The organism is Burkholderia sp. AU45388, from assembly GCF_030481585.1.
GTDB classification, from domain to species: domain Bacteria; phylum Pseudomonadota; class Gammaproteobacteria; order Burkholderiales; family Burkholderiaceae; genus Burkholderia; species Burkholderia sola.
In genome coordinates, this window is record NZ_JAUJPV010000009.1 from 175,344 (window position 1) to 194,120 (window position 18,777).

The window sequence follows — 18,777 nt, forward strand, 5'->3', positions numbered from 1 at the left end:
CGCGCCGACGACACTTTACGCCGCCTTCACGCCGCTCGCAGCGCCCATTCGACATGCTCGCGCACGACCGGCGACGGATCGTCGGCGCGGGCGCGCAGCGCGGCGACGATCGCGTCGCGCGCGGGCGGCGCGAGCCGGTCCGCGCCGGCGCGCAGCGCATTGCCGAGCCCGACCGCGAGATTGCGCAGCCAGCTTTCGTAGCCGATGCGCCGGATCGCGCTGCCCTGCATCCGCGTGTCGAACGTCTCCGCGTCCCACGCGAACAGCTCGACGAGCGTCGCGCGGTCGAGGCCGTGCCGCACGTCGAAATCGGCGACGGGCGCGGCCTGCGCGAACTTGTTCCACGGGCACACGAGCTGGCAGTCGTCGCAGCCGTACACGCGATTGCCGATCATCGGCCGCAGCGGCTCGGGGATGCTGCCTTTCAGTTCGATCGTCAGGTACGAGATGCAGCGGCGCGCATCGACGCGGTACGGCTCGACGATCGCGCCGGTCGGGCACGCGTCGATGCAGCGCGTGCAGCTGCCGCAGTGCGCGCCGGGCGTCTCGGGCGCGGTGTCGGGCGACGTATGCGCGTCGGTCGGCAGCGGCAGGTCGACGTAGATCTCGCCGAGAAAGAACAGCGAGCCGGCATCGCGCTGCAGCAGCAGCGTGTGCTTGCCGCGCCAGCCGACCCCGGCCTTCTGCGCGAGCTCGACCTCGAGCACGGGCGCCGAATCGGTGAACACGCGGTAGCCGAACCCGCCGATCTCGTGCTCGATGCGCTCCGCGAGCGTCTGCAGCCGGTTGCGCAATACCTTGTGATAGTCGCGGCCGCGCGCATAGATCGACACGACGGCCGCCTGCGGATCGTCGAGCCGCGCCCGTTCGCGCGCGCGCCAGTCGTGCGGCGCGAGCGCGCCGGGCTCGTCGCCGGGCGCGTCGCCGGCGAGCGTTTGGGCCGGCAAATAGGCGAGCCGCACGGAGATCACGCGTCGCGTACCGGCCACAAGTTCGGCCGGCCGCGCGCGTTTCATCCCATGTTTCGCCATATAATCCATTTCGCCGTGGTATCCGGCTTCCAGCCAGGCGGCGAGGCCCGCTTCGGCATCCGAGAGATCGGTGTCGCCGATGCCGATCGCCCCGAAACCCAATTCGCGCCCCCACGCCCTGATGCGAGCGGCGAGCGCAGTCAACGCCGCATCGTCGAGCGCGCACGGCGCCGCGCCTTCGGCACGAGTCGAAGGCCGGTCGGATGCGGCGCGTTCCGGTAGTCGGTTCATCGCACTATTTTACGAGAATGCCAGCCACGTCCAGCCAACCGCCTCAAGCCACGTTGCCCGCCCCGCTCGCGGAGCGCGTGATCGCGCTCGCCGACGAAGCGGCAACCGAGGCCTTCGGCACCCGCTTCGCGCACGCGCTCGACGCGGCGCGCATCGAGCTCGACCGCGCCCATGCGTTCGACGGGCTGCAGATCCAGCTGGTCGGCGATCTCGGCGCGGGCAAGACGACCCTCGTGCGCGCGATCCTGCGCGGCCTCGGCCACCCGGGCCGCGTGCGCAGCCCGACCTATACGCTCGTCGAGCCGTACGCGCTCGAACGCAGCGATGGGGAACTCGAGGTCTATCACTTCGATCTGTACCGATTCAACGATCCGGCCGAATGGTCCGATGCAGGCTTTCGCGAATATTTCAATTCCAGCGCGATCTGCCTCGTCGAATGGCCGCAACAGGCGGGCGCGCTGCTCGGCGTGCCCGATCTGGTTTTCTCGCTCGACGTGGACGGCGACGGCCGTGCCCTCACCGTCCGGGCGTACAGCGCTTCAGGAAAGGCATGTCTCGAAAGATGTTGATCAAACCGTTCCGCTCGATCGAATCGGCGGCCACCGCGACGCACAACTGGCGCCGCCGTCAGATCCTGCGCGCGGGGGCGTCGACGCTGGTGCTCGGTCTCGTCGCGCCGCGGCTCGCGCACGCGTCGTCGGTGCTCGGCGTGCGCGTGTGGCCCGCACGCGATTACACGCGCGTCACGATCGAATCCGACCAGCCGCTGCAGAATAGCCAACAACTGCTGCAGGGTCCCGACCGTCTGGTCGTCGATCTGAACGGCCTCGACCTCGACCAGTCGCTGCGCGATCTCGTATCGAAGATCGCGCCGAACGATCCGCAGATCCAGTCGGTGCGCGTCGGCCAGTATCAGCCGCACGTCGTGCGGATGGTGTTCGACCTGAAGGGCTCGGTGAAGCCGCAGGTGTTCACGCTGCCGCCCGTCGGCACCTACAAGTACCGGCTCGTGTTCGACCTGTATCCGGCCGTCGCGCCCGATCCGCTGTCCGACCTGATCGCGCAGACGGAACGCAAGGAACAGGCGCTCAACGACACCGCGCGCGCGCAGCAGATGCAGCCGCCGTCCACGCTGGCCGGCCCGGGCACCCCGCCGCCCGGCGCGGGCGCGGGCGACAACAGCGACGCGTTCTTCCAGCGTTTCGCGCAGAACACGCCGGCCGCGCCGCACACGCCGCCGGCCGCCGGCACGCCATCGACGCCCGCGAAGCCGGCCGTCAAGCCGCCGCCCGTCATCGCGCGCCGCGACGACAACGACGACGACACCTACAAGTTCACCGCGCCGAAATCGGGCAAGGGCGGCACCGTGCGCCTGCTGACGGTCGCGATCGATCCGGGCCACGGCGGCGAGGATCCGGGCGCGATCGGCGGCGGCGGCACGTACGAGAAGCACATCGCGCTCGACATCGCGAAGAAGCTGCGCGCGAAGATCGACGCCGCGCCGAACATGCGCGCGATGATGACGCGCGACGCCGATTTCTTCGTGCCGCTGAACGTGCGCGTGCAGAAAGCGCGCCGCGTCGGCGCGGATCTCTTCGTGTCGATCCACGCGGACGCGTTCACGACGCCGTCCGCGCGCGGCTCGTCGGTGTTCGCGCTGTCCGACCACGGCGCGACGAGCGCCGCGGCGCGCTGGATGGCGAACAAGGAAAATTCGTCGGACCTGATCGGCGGCATCAACATCAAGACGGCGGACGCGGCGGTGAACCGCGCGCTGTTCGACATGTCGACGACCGCGCAGATCCGCGACTCGCTGCGCTACGGCAACTACGTGCTGAAGGAGGTGGGCGGGATCAACAAGCTGCACAAGGGCTCGGTGGAGCAGGCCGGGTTCGCGGTGCTGAAGGCGCCCGACATTCCGTCGATCCTCGTCGAGACCGCGTTCATCAGCAACCCGGACGAAGAGCGCCGCCTCAACGACGACAGCTATCGCGACGAGATGGCCGACGCGATCTTCCGCGGCATCAAGCGCTATTTCGCCGCGAATCCGCCGCTCGCGAAGAGCCGGATGGCCTGAGCGCCATCCTTCCCTGCCGCCGGCACGCAGCGCGTGCCGGCGCGTCACGACGCCGCGAAGCGGCTCAGCAGTTTCCCGCCGAACACGTTCACCGCGAGCCCGCCCATCACGAGCGCGGCGCCGATCAGCTGCGATTGCGTCAGATGCTCGTCCAGCAGCAGCGACGACGACGCGAGCCCGACGATCGGCACCAGCAGCGAGAATTGCGCGACCTGCGCGGCCGGATAGCGCGACAGCAGGCGGCTCCACAGCCCGTAGCCGAGCAGCGTCGCGACGAACGCGAGATAGACGACCGCGAAGATCGACGCGCCGTCGAGCCCCGCGAGCGCGGTCGCGATCCGTTTCGGCCCTTCGAACCACAGCGACAGCAGGAAGAACGGCACGGGCGGCACGAGGCTCGCCCACACGACGAGCGACACGAGGTTCGCCTTCCCGACCTTCTTCGTGACGATATTGCCGATGGCCCACATCGCGGCCGAGCAGATCGTCAGCAGGAAGCCCGCGAGCGTCATCGCGCGGCCGCCTTGCGCGGCGATCACGACGAGCCCGCCCGCGGCGATCGCGAGCCCGACCAGGTTCTGCACGCGCAGCCGCTCGCCGAGGAACAGCATCGCGAACACCAGCGTGAAGAACGCCTGCGACTGCAGCACGAGCGACGCGAGGCCGGCCGGCATCCCGACGTACATGCCGGTGAACAGGAACACGAACTGGCCGAGCTGGATCGTCGCGCCGTACAGCACCAGCAGCCGCCACGAAATCTGCGGCCGGCGCACGAAGAACACCGCGGGCACGGCCGCGAGCGTGAAGCGCAGCGCGCCGAGCAGCATCGGCGGCATGCCGTGCAGGCCGACCTTGATCACGACGAAGTTCACGCCCCATGCGAGGATCACGACCAGCGCGAGCAGCAAGTCCTTCGGGGCCATCATCGGCGTCTCCTCGATTGTCGAATGGTCGTGGTGAAGCCGGTCAGTCTACCGGGTTTCGCCGCCGCGCCCGATACCCGCGCGGCGTGCATCGAATCGGCGACGGGCGGCGGGTGGTGCAACGCAGCGACTTGCGCGACACGATGAAGGCCGCACGACACGTGCCTGCCGCGGCCGCCTCGCGCCTTTCGCGCGCCCCGTCACGCGCGCCACCGGGCCGCCAGTACAATGACCGTCAATCCAGCCGTTCCCCACGAAGGCCCGCCATGACCGACTCGATCAAAGCCCTGCTGAAGCCGCACGTACGCGACATCGGCAACCTGCAGGTGCGCCGCACGCTGCCCGCGCTCGCCGCCCGCCTCGTCGGCCCGTTCATCTTCTTCGATCACATGGGGCCCGCCGCGCTGCCGGCCGGCGCGGGGCTAGACGTGCGCCCGCATCCGCACATCGGGCTCGCGACGGTCACCTACCTGTTCGACGGCGCGATCCTGCACCGCGACAGCCTCGGCTCGCTGCAGGAAATCGTGCCCGGTGACGTGAACTGGATGACGGCCGGCCGCGGGATCGTGCACTCCGAGCGTACGCCCGACGCGCAGCGCGCGAGCGGCCACACCGTGCACGGCATCCAGACCTGGGTCGCGCTGCCGAAAACGCACGAGACCACCGAGCCGTCGTTCGAGCACCACGCGGCCGACACGCTGCCCAAGCGCGATGAAAACGGCGTCGCGCTGACGGTGATCGCCGGCGACGCATTCGGGCTGCATTCGCCCGTGACGACGTTCTCGCGCACGCTGTACGTCGCGGCCGAATTCGCGGCCGGCGGCCGGCTCGAACTCGATGCGTCGCACGAGGAGCGCGCGGTCTACGTGGTCGACGGCGAGCTCGCGATCGACGGCACGCCGGTGCCGGCCGAACGGATGGCCCTGCTCGCGCCGGGCGCGACCGTCACGCTCGCGAGCGGCAGCGGCGCGCGCGCGATGCTGCTCGGCGGCGACCGGATCGACGGCGAACGCTTCATCGAATGGAATTTCGTCGCGAGCAGCCGCGACGCGATCGAGCGCGCGAAAGCGGCGTGGACGCGCCAGGAGATGGGCAAGGTGCCCGGCGAGACCGAGTGGATTCCGCTGCCCGAATCGAAGCCGCGTTGAAAAAGCGGCGCGCCGCCCCCATCCTGACGATATTCGAACGGAAGAGAACGACATGGACACCACGCTTGCCACATTCGAGAAAGACGTCATCGAGGCGTCGCTGGACACGCCCGTGCTGGTCGACTTCTGGGCGCCGTGGTGCGGCCCGTGCAAGACGCTCGGCCCGCTGCTGGAAAAGCTCGAAGCCGATTACGCCGGCCGCTGGAAGCTCGTGAAGGTCAACGTCGACGAGAACCAGGAACTCGCCGCGCACTTCCAGACGCGCAGCATCCCGCACGTGATCGCGTTCGCCGACGGGCGGCCGGTCGATCAGTTCGTCGGCGTGCTGCCCGAAGGGCAGTTGCGCGCGTTCCTCGACCGGCTGCTGCCGGCGGCCGAGGAAGCCGAGCGCCGCGCCGCGCAGTATGCGATGGCCGAACAGCGCTTCGACGATGCGCTCGCGCACCTCGAAGCGGCGCTCGCGCTGAACCCCGGCTACGACGACGCGCGCCTCGACCTCATCGAGCTGCTGCTCGCGCGCAACGAGGTCGACGCCGCGCGCGCGGAGACCGAGCGCCTGTCGCCGCAGACCGTGCAGAACGGCGACCCGCGCTACCAGGCGATCAAGACCCGTTTCGACGCGCTCGACGCCACGGCCGACCTGCCGCCGACCGACGCGCTCGAAGCGCGCATCGCGGCGAACCCGGCCGATCTCGACGCGCGCTTCGACCTCGCGCAGAGCCTGATCGCGCGACGCGCATACGAAGGGGCGCTGGAACAGTTGCTGGAAATCGTGACGCGCGATCGCGCATATGGCGACGACCTCGGCCGCCGCACGATGATCTCGGTGTTCGAACTGGCCGGCGATCGCCCCGACCTCGTCGCCGCATGGCGGCGCAAGCTGAGCATGGCGCTCAACTGACGCACGAGCGGCCGGGCCACGAAGGGCCAGGCCGCGAAGGGCCAGGCCGCGAAGGGCCAGGCCGCGAAGGGCCAGGCCGCGAAGGGCCAGGCCGCGAAGGGCCAGGCCGCGAACGGCCGGGCCGCGAAAGGCCGGGCCGCGACGGCCCGGCTGGCTCGCCGTCACCTGCCGACTCGTGCACGGCACGCCGGCCGCGCCGCGACATGCTCATTCGCGACCCGCGCGCCGCGCGCTCAGCCGGCCGCCTGTGCCGCGATCGCCCGCAACGCATGCGCGGCCGCCGCGAAACCGAAACTCGCGGTCACGCACACGCTCGAACCGAAGCCCGCACAGTTGAGCCCCGCGACATGCGCGGCCGCCGACGGCTCCGCGCCGTCCTCGATGTCGCAGGCCGCCGCTTCCGGATAGATCAGCGGCTCGTCCGAATACACGGCGCTGACCTTGAAGCGCGCCTTCGGCCCGCGCGGAAAACCGTGCTGCTTGCGCAACTGCGCACGCACCTTCGACAGCAGCGGATCCTGGATCGTCAGCGCGAGATCGTCGATGCGGATGCGCGTGGGGTCGAGCTGCCCGCCCGCGCCGCCGACGACGATCAACGGCTGCCGTTTCGCGACGCACCACGCGATCAGCGCGACCTTCGTGCGCACGCTGTCGATCGCGTCGATCACGTAGTCGAAGCCGCCGCCGAGCAGCGCGTCGAAATTGTCGGGCTCGACGAAATCCTCGATGCGGTTCACGCGGCACGCGGGATCGATCAGCGCGATCCGCTCGGCCATCGCGTCGACCTTCGGCTTGCCGTAATTGCCGTCGAGCGCATGAACCTGCCGGTTCGTGTTGCTTTCCGCGACGTTGTCGAGATCGATCAGCGTCAGCGTGCCGACCGCGTTGCGCGCGAGCGCCTCGGCCACCCACGACCCGACGCCGCCGATCCCGATCACCGCGACGTGCGCGCGCTCGAACGCGGCCGCCGCCGGCGCGCCGTACAGACGCGCGACGCCGCCGAAACGCCGCGCGCGATCCACGTCAAGCTGGATTTCCGGGGTCGGGGTAAGATCGGAAGAACGGGGCGGGGCAGCGTCGGCGGAGGACATGGCAGCAAGGAAAACGTAAGTCGTGCAGCCCTCTATTTTGCCTGAACTCCTCGCCCCCTCGCCCGACTGTGCACGCACGATTTTTGCGCGTTCGCTATACTGGCCCCCAGATTGAAGCGTTTGCATAACATGACGACTCTCGCCGATCTCCGCATCAACTATTCGCGTGCTTCGCTCGACGAAGCCGATGCCGCCCCCGATCCCTTCGCCCAGTTCGATCGCTGGTTCAAGGAGGCGCTCGCCGCCAAGCTGCCCGAGCCGAACACGATGACGCTCGCGACCGTCGGCGCCGACGGCCGGCCGTCGGCCCGGATCGTGCTCATCAAGGGCGTCGACGAACGCGGGTTCGTCTTCTTCACCAATTACGAAAGCCGCAAGGGCCACGATCTCGCCGTGCATCCGCAGGCCGCGTTGCTGTTCTACTGGATCGAGCTCGAGCGCCAGGTGCGCATCGAAGGCCGGATCGAGAAAACCAGCGCGGAAGAAAGCGACCGCTATTTCGCGTCGCGCCCGCTCGGCTCGCGCATCGGCGCATGGGCGTCGGACCAGAGCACCGTGATCGACGGCCGCGCGACGCTCGAAGCGCGCGAGAAAGCCGTCAGCGAACGCTACGGCGACAACCCGCCGCGCCCGCCGCACTGGGGCGGCTACCGCCTCGTGCCCGACACGATCGAGTTCTGGCAGGGGCGCCCGTCGCGGCTGCACGACCGCCTGCTCTATACGCGCGACGCCGCGGCGGCGCCGGGCTGGACGATCTCGCGCCTGTCGCCGTAAGCGCGGCGCCGGCGCACGCCGGTCGTGTCTCGTGTTGCATCCGGGTGCCTGCGCCGCAAGTGGTGGGGCGCCGGTCAAGATACTTGGCTGTATTCGATTCAACGAACAAACGGAGAATCCAAATGTTCTGGGAAAAGAAGCTGGCACAGTGGGCGGATGAAGTACGGGCAAAAGCGAACATACCGGCGCGACTCGTGCTGTGGAACGGCGATCAACTCGATTTCGGCACCTTCAGCGCGCCGCAGGTCACGCTGAAGGTGAACAGTGCATCGGCGTTGCCGCTGCTGCTCGAACCGAGCCTCGACAATCTCGGCGAGGCGTACGTGAAGGGCAAGATCGACATCGAGGGCAAGCTGTCGGACATCATCAACATCGGCTACTCGCTCGCGCGCAGCACCGTGACGAGCGCGAGCAAGCTCGCACGCGTGAAGCGCTACTTCAATCACACGAAGAGCACCGACAAGAAGGCGATCCAGTACCACTACGACGTGTCGAACGAGTTCTACCAGCTGTGGCTCGACGAGAACATGGTGTACTCGTGCGCGTACTTCGAGAACGGCGACGAGGATCTCGCCACCGCGCAGATCAAGAAGATCGACCACATCCTGACGAAGATCCAGCTGCAGCCCGGCCAGCGCCTGCTCGACATCGGCTGCGGCTGGGGCGCGCTCGTGCTGCGCGCCGCGCAGAAGTTCGGCGCGACGTGTCTCGGCGTGACGCTGTCGCAGAACCAGTTCGACCTCGCGACCGCGCGCGTGAAGGCGGCGGGGCTCGAAGACAAGATCGAGATTCGTCTGCAGGATTACCGCGAGATCGAAGGCCAGTTCGACCGGATCACGAGCGTCGGGATGTTCGAGCACGTCGGCCGCAAGAACCTGCCGCTCTACTTCTCGCGCGTGCGTGAACTGCTCGCCGACGACGGCATCGCGATGAACCACGGGATCACGTCGACCGACGCGGAAAGCGGCGAAACGGCGCTCGGCGGCGGCGAATTCATCGATCGCTACGTGTTCCCGGACGGCGAGCTGCCGCACATCAGCCTCGCGCTCGAAGCGGCGCAGCGCGGCGGACTCGAGGCGGTTGACGTCGAAAGCCTGCGCCGGCACTATGCGCGCACGCTCGATATCTGGACGGAAAACTTCGAAGCGAAAGCGGAAGAAGCGAGAAAGCTCGTCGACGACGAAAAATTCCGCATCTGGCGCGTGTATCTCGCCGGCTGCGCGTATGCGTTCGAGCACGACGACGTGTCGATCTTCCAGATCGTGTGCCGCAAGGCCGGACGCAGCGCGAAAACGCTGCCGTGGTCGCGGCGCTACATGTACGAACACGCGCTGCCGCGCTAGGCGGCGCATCACGCAGGGCATGCATGGGTGACGGCAGGACGCGGCGCAAGGCGCCGCCGCAACGACAGCCGCGCGACGACGCCGACGCGTCGCACGCCGACGGGCAATTCGACCTGTTCGGCGTGCCGACGGACGCCGCACGCGCGTCGCCGGCCGACGACGATCGCCCCGCCGGCCCCGATGAGCACGTGACGCCGCACGCACCGGAAGACGCGCGACCGGCGCGGCCCGCCCGGACGGCCTCCCGCCCCACCGCCGATGACGCTCACGACGAGCCCGCCCCGTCATCCGGCCTGCTGTGGGACGAACCGTCTCCACCGGCCGCCGCGCCGAAGCAAGGCCGCCGCAAGCGTGGCGTGCTCCCGGCACCGATCTCGGCAGACGTGGCTGAAGCCGCGGCCGGCCTGCCGCCGAACGTGCGGCTCGGCACGTCGTCGTGGTATTTCCCCGGCTGGAACGGCATCGTCTACGACGGCGATTTCGCGCAGACGAAGCTGTCGCGCGAAGGGCTCGAAGCGTACGGCGCGCATCCGCTGCTGAAGAGCGTGAGCCTCGACCGGTCGTTCTACGGGCCGCTGTCGGTGGCCGATTACCTGCGCTACGCGCAGCAGGTGCCGGACGATTTCCGTTTCGTCGTGAAGGCGCCGGCCGCGGTGACCGACGCGGTGATCCGCGGCCGGCGCGGCGAGCCGTCCGGGCCGAACCCGACCTTCCTCGATGCCCAGCTCGCGGCCCGCGAATTCGTTCAGCCGTGCCTCGACGGGCTCGGCCGGAAAGCCGGCGTGCTCGTGTTCCAGTTCTCGCCGCTGCCCGATCAGCTGCTCGCGGAACCGGCCGCGCTGATCGACCGGCTCGCCGCGTTCTTCGCGGCGCTGCCGCCGCTGCCGCCGGACGCCGACGGCACGCGCTACGCGATCGAGATCCGCGACGCGAGCCTGCTCACGCCGCGCTTCATCCGCGCATTGGCCGCGCTCGGCGTGCGCTACTGCGTCGGCCTGCATGCGCGGATGCCCGACCCGCTGCGCCAGGCCGCCGCGCTCGCGCTGCTCGACGGCGACGCGCCGGGCCCGCTGATCGTGCGCTGGAGCCTGCACGGCGGTTTCAAGTACGAGCAGGCGAAGGCGAAATACGAGCCGTTCGACAAGCTCGTCGACGAGGATCCGGCCACGCGCTCGGCGCTCGCCGAACTGGCCGCGCGCTATGCGCTCGCCGGGCAGCCGGTGATCATCACGATCAACAACAAGGCGGAAGGCTCCGCGCCGCTGTCGTGCATCGCGCTCGCACGCGAAATCGCCGCCGCGTGCGCGCAGTGGCGCAACGAGGCGGCGTGAGCGCGGCTTGCGCCGCCGTCGCTTACGCGCCGCGCAGCGACTTCAGCCGGTGCGAGAACTTCTGCCGGAATTTCGCGAGCTTCGGCCCGATCACGACCGAGCAGTAGCCCTGCCCCGGGTTCCGCGCGTAATAGTTCTGATGGTAGTCCTCGGCCGGCCAGTAGTTGCCGTCGAGCGGCACGACCTGCGTGACGATCGGCTGGCCGAACACCTGCTCGCGCTCGAGCTCGCGGATCACGTCGAGCGCCGTGTCGCGCTGCGCATCCGAATGCGTGAACACGACCGACCGGTACTGCGTGCCGACGTCGTTGCCCTGCCGGTTCAGCGTGGTCGGATCGTGCGTCGCGAAGAAGATCTCGAGGATCTCGCGATAGCCGATGCGCGCCGGATCGAACGTCACGTTGACGACTTCCGCGTGGCCGGTGTCGCCTTCGCAGATGTCGCGGTAGCCGGGGTTGCGCGTATGGCCGCCCGCATAACCCGACTGGACGGCCGTCACGCCGTCGACGTCGAGAAACACGGCCTCCGTGCACCAGAAACACCCGCCTCCCAAAGTCGCGGTTTCAAGCATCTCGTTCCCCATGAATTCAGACCCTCGTTGATGACGGCAGCGGCACGCCCGTGCCGGCTGCCACCGTTCCATCCCGCCGCTGCGCGCCCGTGATACGGGTCACCGCGGCACTCCGGCAAGTATCTCACTCGCGCGCGAACCTGGCAGATCCCGCAGGCGCCGCGCCCGACTCGCCTACCGATTCTCGTCTACACTTAGGCACGCGCCAGCGCGGCGGCAAACCCGCGGTCACGCGCGCAGCGTTCGATGCATGCCCGACCCTGATGCCAACATCATCTGCCGGAACATCGCTATGCATGCCTTAACAGCATTCACCCGCGTCACCCGCCCGGCCGCTGCCGCGCCGCGGGGCGCCGCTTCGACGGCTTCATCACGTCGCCGCCCGTCCGCCCCGCCCGCGGCGCGGCGATCCGGCCGGTCGCCGTTACCCGCTTTCCCTGCTTTCACGATCTGATGCACGGCGCCGCGCGTGGCACCGACACGTGCGTCCGTGCGTCGATCGCCCCCGCCGGCACGATGCACGCCGCGCGGCCATCCCGACCCGCACGCCCGCAACGAACGGCCGTGCGCTCGCGATCCAGACCCATCGAGGAGGCATCACCATGAGCATGCGGCCCGACCCGACGTTTCACGCTTCGCCCGAGCTTGCGATGCAGGCGCCGGCGGAGGAGTTTGCCTATACGTTGTTGCTGAGCCCCGATTTTTCCAGACCCGACGCGCTTGCCGTGATCGACGTGAAGCCCGGTTCGTCGACGTACGGCAAGATCGTGCATACGGTGACGATGCCGAACACCGGCGACGAGTTTCACCACTTCGGCTGGAATGCATGCTCGTCGGCGCTGTCGCCGCTCACCGGGCATGCATTCCTCGAGCGCCGCTTCCTGATCATCCCGGGCCTGCGCTCGTCGCGCATCTACGTGATCGACACGAAGCCGCACCCGACGCAGGCGCGCATCCACAAGATCGTCGAGCCCGACGAGATCTTCGCGAAGACCGGCTATTCGCGGCCGCACACCGTGCATTGCGGGCCCGAGGGCATCTATGTGAGCACGCTCGGCGGCGCGGGCAAGGACGGCACCGACGGCGCGCCCGGCATCTTCATCATGGATTGCGAGACCTTCGACGTGCTCGGCCGCTGGGAGATCGACCGCGGCCCGCAGGACAAGCATTACGACTTCTGGTGGAACCTGCCGCGCGACTACATGGTGTCGAGCGAATGGGCGCTGCCGCCGCAATTCGAGAACGGGATCGTCCCCGAGGATCTGCTCGCGAACAAGTACGGGCACCGGCTGCATTTCTGGGACCTGCGCGCGCGGCGCAACGTGCAGACGATCGATCTCGGCGCGCAGCACCAGATGGCGCTCGAGGTGCGGCCCGCGCACGACCCGGTGCGCGAATACGGATTCGTCGGCGTCGTGGTCGACACGACCAATCTCGAAGGCTCGATCTGGACCTGGTGGCGCGAAGGCGGCAAGTTCCATGTGAAGAAGACCGCGACGATCCCGGCCGAGCCGGCCACGGCCGATGAGCTGCCGCCGCTGCTGCAAGGATTCGGCGCGGTGCCGCCGCTCGTGACCGACATCGACCTGTCGCTCGACGACCGATTCCTGTACGTGTCGTGCTGGGGCACCGGCGAGATGCGCCAGTACGACGTGTCGGACCCGCACCACCCGGTGCTCGCCGGGTCGGTGCGCATCGGCGGCATCGCGCGCCGTGCGCCGCACTCGAATGGCCGAGCGTTCGCGGGCGGCCCGCAGATGGTCGAGATCAGCCGCGACGGCCGGCGCGTGTACTGGACCAATTCGCTCTATTCGACGTGGGACGACCAGTTCTATCCGGACGGCGTGCCGGCCGCGCAGGTGCTCGCGCATGCGGGGCCGGACGGCGGGCTGACGCTCGCCGACGATTACTGGGTCGAATTCCCCGACGGCTATCGCGCGCATCAGATCCGGCTCGAAGGCGGCGACTGCTCGACCGACTCGTTCTGCTATCCGTCGGTCAAGCGTTGAGCGCCGGCCTTCACGCGCCGTTCGCGCTGTGGGCGGCCGTGCTCGCGAGCGGCGTCTATCACGGGCTCAACCCGGCGATGGGCTGGCCGCTCGCGGTGTCGAACGCGCTGATGACGCGCCGCGGCCGCGCACTCGTCGCGGCGCTCGGCTATCTCGCGCTCGGTCATGCGCTGGCCGTGTTCGCGGTGATGCTGCCGTTCGGGCTGCTCGCGGCGCTGCTCGCGTGGCAGACGGCGATCCGGATCGGCGCGAGCGCACTCGTGATCGGCTTCGGCGCGGTGCTGCTGATCCGGCGCCGGCATCCGCGGGCGCTCGCGCGGATTGCGCCGGCGCGGCTCGGCCTGTGGTCGTTCGCGGTCGCGCTCGCGCACGGCGCGGGGTTGATGCTGGTGCCGATCTACCTCGGCCTGTGCGGACTCGACCGGGATGCCGGTCACCGCGCGGCGGCAATACTCGTCGATGCGCATCTCGGGATGGCGCTCGTCGTCGCGGCCGTGCATGCGGCCGCGATGATCGCCGCCGGCGGCGGGCTCGCGTGGCTCGTGTACCGCTATCTCGGGCTGAAGTTCGTGTCGCGGAGCTGGTTCAATCTCGATACGGTGTGGGCGTCGAGCCTGATCGTGACGGGGGCGTTGTCGCTCGGGCTGGCGGCGGCGCAATAGCGCGGTCGCGCTGCCGGCCGGGCAACACGGTGTCGGTCTGAACGCCGCACCGTCAAAAAAGCGACGGAATGGCGACGCCGGCCACGCGCCGCAGTGTTCGCTACGTCACCCTGCCGTCGCGATGCACCGCCCGACCGGGCCCGGCGACCGCGATTCCGCTAAAATCGGGCCATGCACACCCCTTCCCACTCGACCGCCTCGTCGTCTTTCGTCCGCCGCGCGCGTCACGCCCGTGTCGTGTCGCGCCCGCCCGCCCCGTTCCGGATGGCTGCCCGATGACGAGCCGCGCCAATCCGCCCGATTTCGACGCGGCCGCGTTCCGGCAGGCGCTCGGCCAGTTCGCGACGGGCGTGACGGTGATCACGACGCGTGCGCCGTCCGGCCAGTTGATCGGCATCACCGCCAGCTCGTTCAATTCGGTGTCGCTCGATCCGCCGCTCGTGCTGTGGAGCCTCGCGCACAAATCGGCGTCCACACCGGTGTTCCGCGGCAACAGCCATTACGTGGTGAACGTGCTCGCGGCGTCGCAGCTCGACCTGTGCAAGCGCTTCTCGACCTACAAGGGCGACCGCTTCGAAGGGATCGCGCACGCGGCCGGCAACTCGGGAATGCCCGTGCTCGACGGCGCGCTCGCATGGTTCGAATGCCACAACCGCAGCCGCTACGACGAAGGCGACCATGTGATCTTCGTCGGCGAAGTGGAACGCTGCGGCGTGCGCGCCGTATCGGACACCGCGCCGCCGCTCGTGTTCCACGGCGGCGGCTTCCACGGCCTCACACCGCTTTGATCGCCCCCGTGCGCGCCAGCCCCACCGGCGCGCCGGCTTCGTCCTTCAGCGTCTGCAGCACGATGTTCGAACGGATGTCCATCACGCCCGGCGCCTTGTACAGGCGGTTCAGCACGAAATCCGAGTAGTGCTTGAGGTTGTGCGCGAGCACGCGCAGCAGATAGTGGCTCTCGCCGGTCACGACGAACGCGCCGACCACCTCCGGCCATTCGCGCAGCGCTTCCGCGAAGCGCTCGTGCCATTGATTCTCTTCGTTGCGCATCGACACCTGCACGAACGCCTCGAGCTCGAAGCCAAGCTTCTCGCGGCTCAGGCACGCGCGATAGTGCTCGATCACGCCCTGCTCCTCGAGCAGGCGCATGCGGCGCAGACAGGCGGACGGCGAAAGCGAGATGCGTTCGGCCAGGTCGAGATTGCTGATTCTGCCCTCCTCCTGCAATACCGCCAGAATCCGGCAGTCGGTGGCATCGAGCGTGATCGCGTGCATTTTTGGTCCCCGTTTTCCCTCTGAGTCGAATTATCTGCCAATCTGGCGGATTGTCCATGTTTATTTCGCAAGCACTTTCTGCGAGCGTCCACCTATCATTCGAAGGATCGACTCATCGAAACGTCATGCCATGCACACACTCTGGGACATCTCGCCGCCGGTCAGCCCCGCCACCCCCGTGTGGCCGGGCGATACGCCGGTTTCGGTCGAACGCGTGTGGCGAATGGAAGCCGGTTCGCCGGTCAACGTCGCGCGCCTGACGCTGTCGCCGCACACGGGCGCGCACTGCGACGCGCCGCTGCACTACGACGCCGACGGCGCGCCGATCGGCGCGGTGCCGCTCGACACCTATCTCGGCCCGTGCCGCGTGATCCACTGCATCGGCGCGTCGCCGGTCGTGCGGCCGGCCGACGTGGAAGCCGCGCTCGACGGCGCGCCGCCGCGCGTGCTGCTGCGCACGTATGCGCGTGCCGCGGTCGAGCAATGGGACAGCGATTTCTGCGCGGTCGCGCCCGACACCATCGACCTGCTCGCCGCGCACGGCGTGAAGCTGATCGGCATCGATACGCCGTCGCTCGATCCGCAGGAATCGAAGACGATGGATGCGCATCACCGCGTGCGGGCGCACCGGATGGCGATCCTCGAAGGGATCGTGCTCGACGACGTGCCGCCCGGCGACTACGAACTGATCGCGCTGCCGCTGAAATTCGCGACGCTCGACGCGAGCCCCGTGCGCGCGGTACTGCGCGCACTGCCCGCACGCGCCGCCTGATTACCCCGACCTACGACCTCACACAATGATGATCAAGACCCGTGAAGACGCGCTCGCGCTCGACCGCGACGACCCGCTGGCCGCGCTGCGCGACCAGTTCTCGCTGCCCGACGGCGTGATCTATCTCGACGGCAACTCGCTCGGCGCGCAGCCGCGCGCGTCGGCCGCCCGCGCGCAGCAGGTGATCGGCGCCGAATGGGGCGACGGCCTGATCCGCAGCTGGAACACGGCCGGCTGGTTCGCGCTGCCGCGCCGGCTCGGCGACAAGCTCGCGACGCTGATCGGCGGCGCGCCCGGCGAAACGGTCGTGACCGACACCATCTCGATCAACCTGTTCAAGCTGCTGTCCGCGATGCTGCGCCACCAGGCCGAGCGCGCGCCCGAACGCCGCGTGATCGTGTCGGAACGCTCGAACTTCCCGACCGACCTGTACATCGCGCAGGGGCTGATCGAGCAGCTCGGCGGCGGCTACGAACTGCGCCTGATCGACGATCCGGCCGACCTGCCCGGCGCGCTCGGCGCGGACACGGCCGTCGCGATGATCACGCACGTGAACTACCGCACCGGCTACATGCACGACATGCCGGCCGTCACGCAGCTCGTGCACGACGCGGGCGCGCTGATGCTGTGGGATCTCGCGCACTCGGCCGGCGCGGTGCCGGTCGACCTGAACGGCGCGCGCGCGGACGGCGCGGTCGGCTGCACGTACAAGTACCTGAACGGCGGCCCCGGCTCGCCCGCGTTCGTGTGGGTGCCGCAGCGCCATCTCGCGCATTTCTCGCAGCCGCTGTCGGGCTGGTGGGGCCACCGCGCGCCGTTCGCGATGCAGCCGGACTTCGCGCCCGACCCGGGCATCGCGCGCTTCCTGTGCGGCACGCAGCCGATCGTGTCGATGTCGATGGTCGAATGCGGGCTCGACGTGTTCCTGCAGACCGACATGCAGACGATCCGCCGCAAGTCGCTCGCGCTGACCGACGCGTTCATCGCGCTCGTCGAGGAACGCTGCGCGGGCCTGTCGCTGAAGCTCGTCACGCCGCGCGCGCATCACCAGCGCGGCTCGCAGGCGAGCTTCGAGCATCCGCACGGCTACGAAGTGATGCAGGCGCTGATCGCGCGCGGCGTGATCGGCGACTACCGCGAGCCGTACGTGCTGCGCTTCGGCTTCACGCCGCTCTATACGCGCTTCGCCGACGTATGGGATGCGGTCGAGACGCTGCGCGACATCCTCGCCACCGACGCGTGGAAGGCGCCCGAGTTCGCCGAACGCGGCGCGGTGACCTGACCGGTTTTGCGTGGCGCGCCTCGGCTGCATGCGCGGCACGCGCCACGCGTTCGTCATTCAAATCTGGAGATAGTCGTGAATTCTGGTCATATGCAGCCGCCCGGCGGCGACGCGCCGGCAGGCTGCCCGTTCTCGGGCGCACGCGCCGCCCAACCGGCGCAAGCCGCGCACGACGCGCCGCACGTGCCGGGCGAGGCCGACACGCAAGCCGGCTGGCACGACGCGCAGCTCGATTTCTCGAAGTCGATGAGCTACGGCGACTACCTGTCGCTGAATTCGATCCTCGATGCGCAGCATCCGCTGTCGCCCGATCACAACGAGATGCTGTTCATCATCCAGCATCAGACGAGCGAGCTGTGGATGAAGCTCGCGCTGTTCGAGCTGCGCGGCGCGCTCGACGCGGTGCGCACCGACGCGCTGCCGCCCGCGTTCAAGATGCTCGCGCGCGTGTCGCGCATCCTCGAGCAACTGGTGCAGGCGTGGAACGTGCTGTCGACGATGACGCCGTCCGAGTATTCGGCGATGCGGCCGTATCTCGGCCAGTCGTCGGGCTTCCAGTCGTACCAGTATCGCCAGCTCGAATTCCTGCTCGGCAACAAGAACGCGCAGATGCTGCAGCCGCATGCGCACCGGGCCGACATCCTCGAACAGGTGCGCGCGACGCTCGAGGCGCCGTCGTTCTACGACGAGGTCGTGCGCCTGCTCGCGCGGCGCGGGTTCCCGATCGCGCCCGAGCGGCTCGAGCGCGACTGGACCCAGCCGATGCGGCACGACGAGACGGTCGAAGCCGCGTGGCTCGAGGTCTATCGTCATCCGCAGCAGCACTGGGAACTGTACGAGATGGCCGAGGAACTCGTCGATCTCGAGGATGCGTTCCGCCAGTGGCGCTTCCGTCACGTGACGACGGTCGAACGCATCATCGGCTTCAAGCAGGGCACCGGTGGCACGAGCGGCGCGCCGTACCTGCGCAAGATGCTCGACGTCGTGCTGTTCCCCGAGCTCTGGCACGTGCGCACCACGCTGTAACGCACCGTCACGCGCCCGCCGTCACGACGACGGGCGGGCGCGTGCCTCTCCTTCGCGCGGGACTGCGCGTTCGAACACGGATCCGACACCAACGAGATCGCCGCGTTTGCAGCGTGCCGCCGGAACGGTTCGCCGCGTCCTGCCGTTGCGGCGCCGCACCATCCGCTGCGCACGCCCACCGCGTCCCGGCGCCGCCACGGGATTCTGCCGGGGCCGCCCGGCAAGCTGCTCGAACAACGCGTCGCGCTGACGCCCTTTTCCAATCAGGTCTCCCTCGCCGGCCGTGCCTCGCACGCCGCCGCAGCGCACCATCGAAATGCGGTCTCGCCG

18 protein-coding genes are annotated in these 18,777 nt (G+C 69.0%); 13 read left to right on the forward strand and 5 right to left on the reverse strand.

The window, feature by feature from the left end; all coding sequences use genetic code 11:
- Nucleotides 1-26 precede the first annotated feature (26 nt).
- Entirely contained in the window at nucleotides 27-1,262 is a 1,236-nt protein-coding gene (gene queG, locus QZM72_RS17425) for a tRNA epoxyqueuosine(34) reductase QueG (protein WP_301738737.1), read from the reverse strand.
- Nucleotides 1,263-1,279: 17 nt separating this feature from the next.
- Here queG and tsaE point away from each other — a divergent pair, with 17 nt between their 5' ends.
- Together tsaE and QZM72_RS17435 are read left to right on the forward strand one after the other, a co-directional pair.
- A complete protein-coding gene (gene tsaE, locus QZM72_RS17430) occupies nucleotides 1,280-1,831 on the forward strand; it encodes a tRNA (adenosine(37)-N6)-threonylcarbamoyltransferase complex ATPase subunit type 1 TsaE (RefSeq protein ID WP_301738738.1) in 552 nt (183 codons plus the stop codon).
- A complete protein-coding gene (locus QZM72_RS17435; protein WP_089468301.1) occupies nucleotides 1,813-3,339 on the forward strand; it encodes an N-acetylmuramoyl-L-alanine amidase in 1,527 nt (508 codons plus the stop codon). Before tsaE ends, QZM72_RS17435 begins: the two co-directional genes overlap by 19 nt.
- 44 nt (nucleotides 3,340-3,383) lie before the next feature.
- On the opposite strand, the gene QZM72_RS17440 is transcribed toward QZM72_RS17435, so the two are convergent.
- Nucleotides 3,384-4,262: an EamA family transporter gene (locus tag QZM72_RS17440; protein ID WP_301738763.1), complete on the reverse strand. Its 879-nt coding sequence runs from the start codon at nucleotides 4,260-4,262 to the stop codon at nucleotides 3,384-3,386.
- A gap of 266 nt (nucleotides 4,263-4,528) precedes the next feature.
- On the opposite strand from QZM72_RS17440, the gene QZM72_RS17445 reads away from it, so the two are divergent.
- Nucleotides 4,529-5,410 carry a pirin family protein gene (locus tag QZM72_RS17445; protein ID WP_089468303.1) on the forward strand — a complete coding sequence of 294 codons (882 nt, stop codon included), beginning with the start codon at nucleotides 4,529-4,531 and terminating at the stop codon, nucleotides 5,408-5,410.
- A 52-nt stretch (nucleotides 5,411-5,462) separates the two neighbouring features.
- Nucleotides 5,463-6,311: a thioredoxin gene (gene trxA, locus QZM72_RS17450; protein ID WP_011694383.1), complete on the forward strand. Its 849-nt coding sequence runs from the start codon at nucleotides 5,463-5,465 to the stop codon at nucleotides 6,309-6,311.
- A gap of 233 nt (nucleotides 6,312-6,544) precedes the next feature.
- Here the strand turns inward: trxA and QZM72_RS17455 are convergent, their stop codons facing one another.
- Nucleotides 6,545-7,402 (reverse strand): ThiF family adenylyltransferase, encoded by an 858-nt coding sequence (locus QZM72_RS17455; protein WP_050017033.1) that lies wholly within the window; start codon nucleotides 7,400-7,402, stop codon nucleotides 6,545-6,547.
- A 129-nt stretch (nucleotides 7,403-7,531) separates the two neighbouring features.
- Between QZM72_RS17455 and pdxH the strand changes: the two genes are divergently transcribed.
- From pdxH to QZM72_RS17470, 3 genes are all read left to right on the forward strand, one after another.
- Nucleotides 7,532-8,176: a pyridoxamine 5'-phosphate oxidase gene (gene pdxH / locus QZM72_RS17460; RefSeq protein WP_301738739.1), complete on the forward strand. Its 645-nt coding sequence runs from the start codon at nucleotides 7,532-7,534 to the stop codon at nucleotides 8,174-8,176.
- Between the two features lie 122 nt (nucleotides 8,177-8,298).
- Nucleotides 8,299-9,519, forward strand: a complete 1,221-nt coding sequence (locus QZM72_RS17465) for a cyclopropane-fatty-acyl-phospholipid synthase family protein (protein ID WP_089468306.1) — start codon at nucleotides 8,299-8,301, stop codon at nucleotides 9,517-9,519.
- A gap of 23 nt (nucleotides 9,520-9,542) precedes the next feature.
- On the forward strand, nucleotides 9,543-10,850 hold the full coding sequence (locus tag QZM72_RS17470) for a DUF72 domain-containing protein (protein ID WP_301738740.1): 1,308 nt from the start codon (nucleotides 9,543-9,545) through the stop codon (nucleotides 10,848-10,850).
- A 22-nt stretch (nucleotides 10,851-10,872) separates the two neighbouring features.
- On the opposite strand, the gene msrA is transcribed toward QZM72_RS17470, so the two are convergent.
- Nucleotides 10,873-11,433, reverse strand: coding sequence for a peptide-methionine (S)-S-oxide reductase MsrA (gene msrA / locus QZM72_RS17475; RefSeq protein WP_050017027.1), 561 nt, complete (start codon nucleotides 11,431-11,433; stop codon nucleotides 10,873-10,875).
- Nucleotides 11,434-12,023: 590 nt separating this feature from the next.
- Here msrA and QZM72_RS17480 point away from each other — a divergent pair.
- The 3 genes from QZM72_RS17480 (at nucleotide 12,024) to QZM72_RS17490 (ending at nucleotide 14,880) form a co-directional block, all read left to right on the forward strand.
- A complete protein-coding gene (locus QZM72_RS17480) occupies nucleotides 12,024-13,430 on the forward strand; it encodes a selenium-binding protein SBP56-related protein (protein ID WP_089468309.1) in 1,407 nt (468 codons plus the stop codon).
- A complete protein-coding gene (locus QZM72_RS17485) occupies nucleotides 13,427-14,092 on the forward strand; it encodes a hypothetical protein (RefSeq protein ID WP_301738741.1) in 666 nt (221 codons plus the stop codon). Before QZM72_RS17480 ends, QZM72_RS17485 begins: the two co-directional genes overlap by 4 nt.
- 275 nt (nucleotides 14,093-14,367) lie before the next feature.
- Nucleotides 14,368-14,880 (forward strand): flavin reductase family protein, encoded by a 513-nt coding sequence (locus tag QZM72_RS17490; protein ID WP_089468311.1) that lies wholly within the window; start codon nucleotides 14,368-14,370, stop codon nucleotides 14,878-14,880.
- Here the strand turns inward: QZM72_RS17490 and QZM72_RS17495 are convergent.
- Nucleotides 14,867-15,367: an Lrp/AsnC family transcriptional regulator gene (locus tag QZM72_RS17495; RefSeq protein ID WP_006477992.1), complete on the reverse strand. Its 501-nt coding sequence runs from the start codon at nucleotides 15,365-15,367 to the stop codon at nucleotides 14,867-14,869. The genes QZM72_RS17490 and QZM72_RS17495 overlap by 14 nt on opposite strands.
- 130 nt (nucleotides 15,368-15,497) lie before the next feature.
- Between QZM72_RS17495 and kynB the strand changes: the two genes are divergently transcribed.
- The 3 genes from kynB (at nucleotide 15,498) to kynA (ending at nucleotide 18,447) form a co-directional block, all read left to right on the forward strand.
- Complete coding sequence (gene kynB / locus QZM72_RS17500; RefSeq protein ID WP_301738742.1) at nucleotides 15,498-16,139, forward strand: arylformamidase; 642 nt, start codon at nucleotides 15,498-15,500, stop codon at nucleotides 16,137-16,139.
- Nucleotides 16,140-16,170: 31 nt separating this feature from the next.
- On the forward strand, nucleotides 16,171-17,421 hold the full coding sequence (gene kynU, locus QZM72_RS17505; protein WP_089468785.1) for a kynureninase: 1,251 nt from the start codon (nucleotides 16,171-16,173) through the stop codon (nucleotides 17,419-17,421).
- Between the two features lie 90 nt (nucleotides 17,422-17,511).
- Complete coding sequence (gene kynA / locus QZM72_RS17510) at nucleotides 17,512-18,447, forward strand: tryptophan 2,3-dioxygenase (protein WP_089468313.1); 936 nt, start codon at nucleotides 17,512-17,514, stop codon at nucleotides 18,445-18,447.
- Nucleotides 18,448-18,777: the final 330 nt, after the last annotated feature.

What these genes read in the sequence shown, in the direction of transcription:
- QZM72_RS17435 (WP_089468301.1), top strand. Translation starts at nt 1,813, where the DNA reads ATGTCTCGAAAGATGTTGATCAAACCGTTCCGCTCGATCGAATCGGCG.
- tsaE (WP_301738738.1), top strand. Translation starts at nt 1,280, where the DNA reads ATGCCAGCCACGTCCAGCCAACCGCCTCAAGCCACGTTGCCCGCCCCG.
- QZM72_RS17490 (WP_089468311.1), top strand. Translation starts at nt 14,368, where the DNA reads ATGACGAGCCGCGCCAATCCGCCCGATTTCGACGCGGCCGCGTTCCGG.
- queG (WP_301738737.1), bottom strand. Translation starts at nt 1,262, where the DNA reads ATGAACCGACTACCGGAACGCGCCGCATCCGACCGGCCTTCGACTCGT.
- QZM72_RS17480 (WP_089468309.1), top strand. Translation starts at nt 12,024, where the DNA reads ATGAGCATGCGGCCCGACCCGACGTTTCACGCTTCGCCCGAGCTTGCG.
- trxA (WP_011694383.1), top strand. Translation starts at nt 5,463, where the DNA reads ATGGACACCACGCTTGCCACATTCGAGAAAGACGTCATCGAGGCGTCG.
- QZM72_RS17445 (WP_089468303.1), top strand. Translation starts at nt 4,529, where the DNA reads ATGACCGACTCGATCAAAGCCCTGCTGAAGCCGCACGTACGCGACATC.
- pdxH (WP_301738739.1), top strand. Translation starts at nt 7,532, where the DNA reads ATGACGACTCTCGCCGATCTCCGCATCAACTATTCGCGTGCTTCGCTC.
- QZM72_RS17455 (WP_050017033.1), bottom strand. Translation starts at nt 7,402, where the DNA reads ATGTCCTCCGCCGACGCTGCCCCGCCCCGTTCTTCCGATCTTACCCCG.
- QZM72_RS17465 (WP_089468306.1), top strand. Translation starts at nt 8,299, where the DNA reads ATGTTCTGGGAAAAGAAGCTGGCACAGTGGGCGGATGAAGTACGGGCA.
- kynB (WP_301738742.1), top strand. Translation starts at nt 15,498, where the DNA reads ATGCACACACTCTGGGACATCTCGCCGCCGGTCAGCCCCGCCACCCCC.
- QZM72_RS17440 (WP_301738763.1), bottom strand. Translation starts at nt 4,262, where the DNA reads ATGGCCCCGAAGGACTTGCTGCTCGCGCTGGTCGTGATCCTCGCATGG.
- msrA (WP_050017027.1), bottom strand. Translation starts at nt 11,433, where the DNA reads ATGGGGAACGAGATGCTTGAAACCGCGACTTTGGGAGGCGGGTGTTTC.
- QZM72_RS17495 (WP_006477992.1), bottom strand. Translation starts at nt 15,367, where the DNA reads ATGCACGCGATCACGCTCGATGCCACCGACTGCCGGATTCTGGCGGTA.
- QZM72_RS17470 (WP_301738740.1), top strand. Translation starts at nt 9,543, where the DNA reads ATGGGTGACGGCAGGACGCGGCGCAAGGCGCCGCCGCAACGACAGCCG.
- kynA (WP_089468313.1), top strand. Translation starts at nt 17,512, where the DNA reads ATGCAGCCGCCCGGCGGCGACGCGCCGGCAGGCTGCCCGTTCTCGGGC.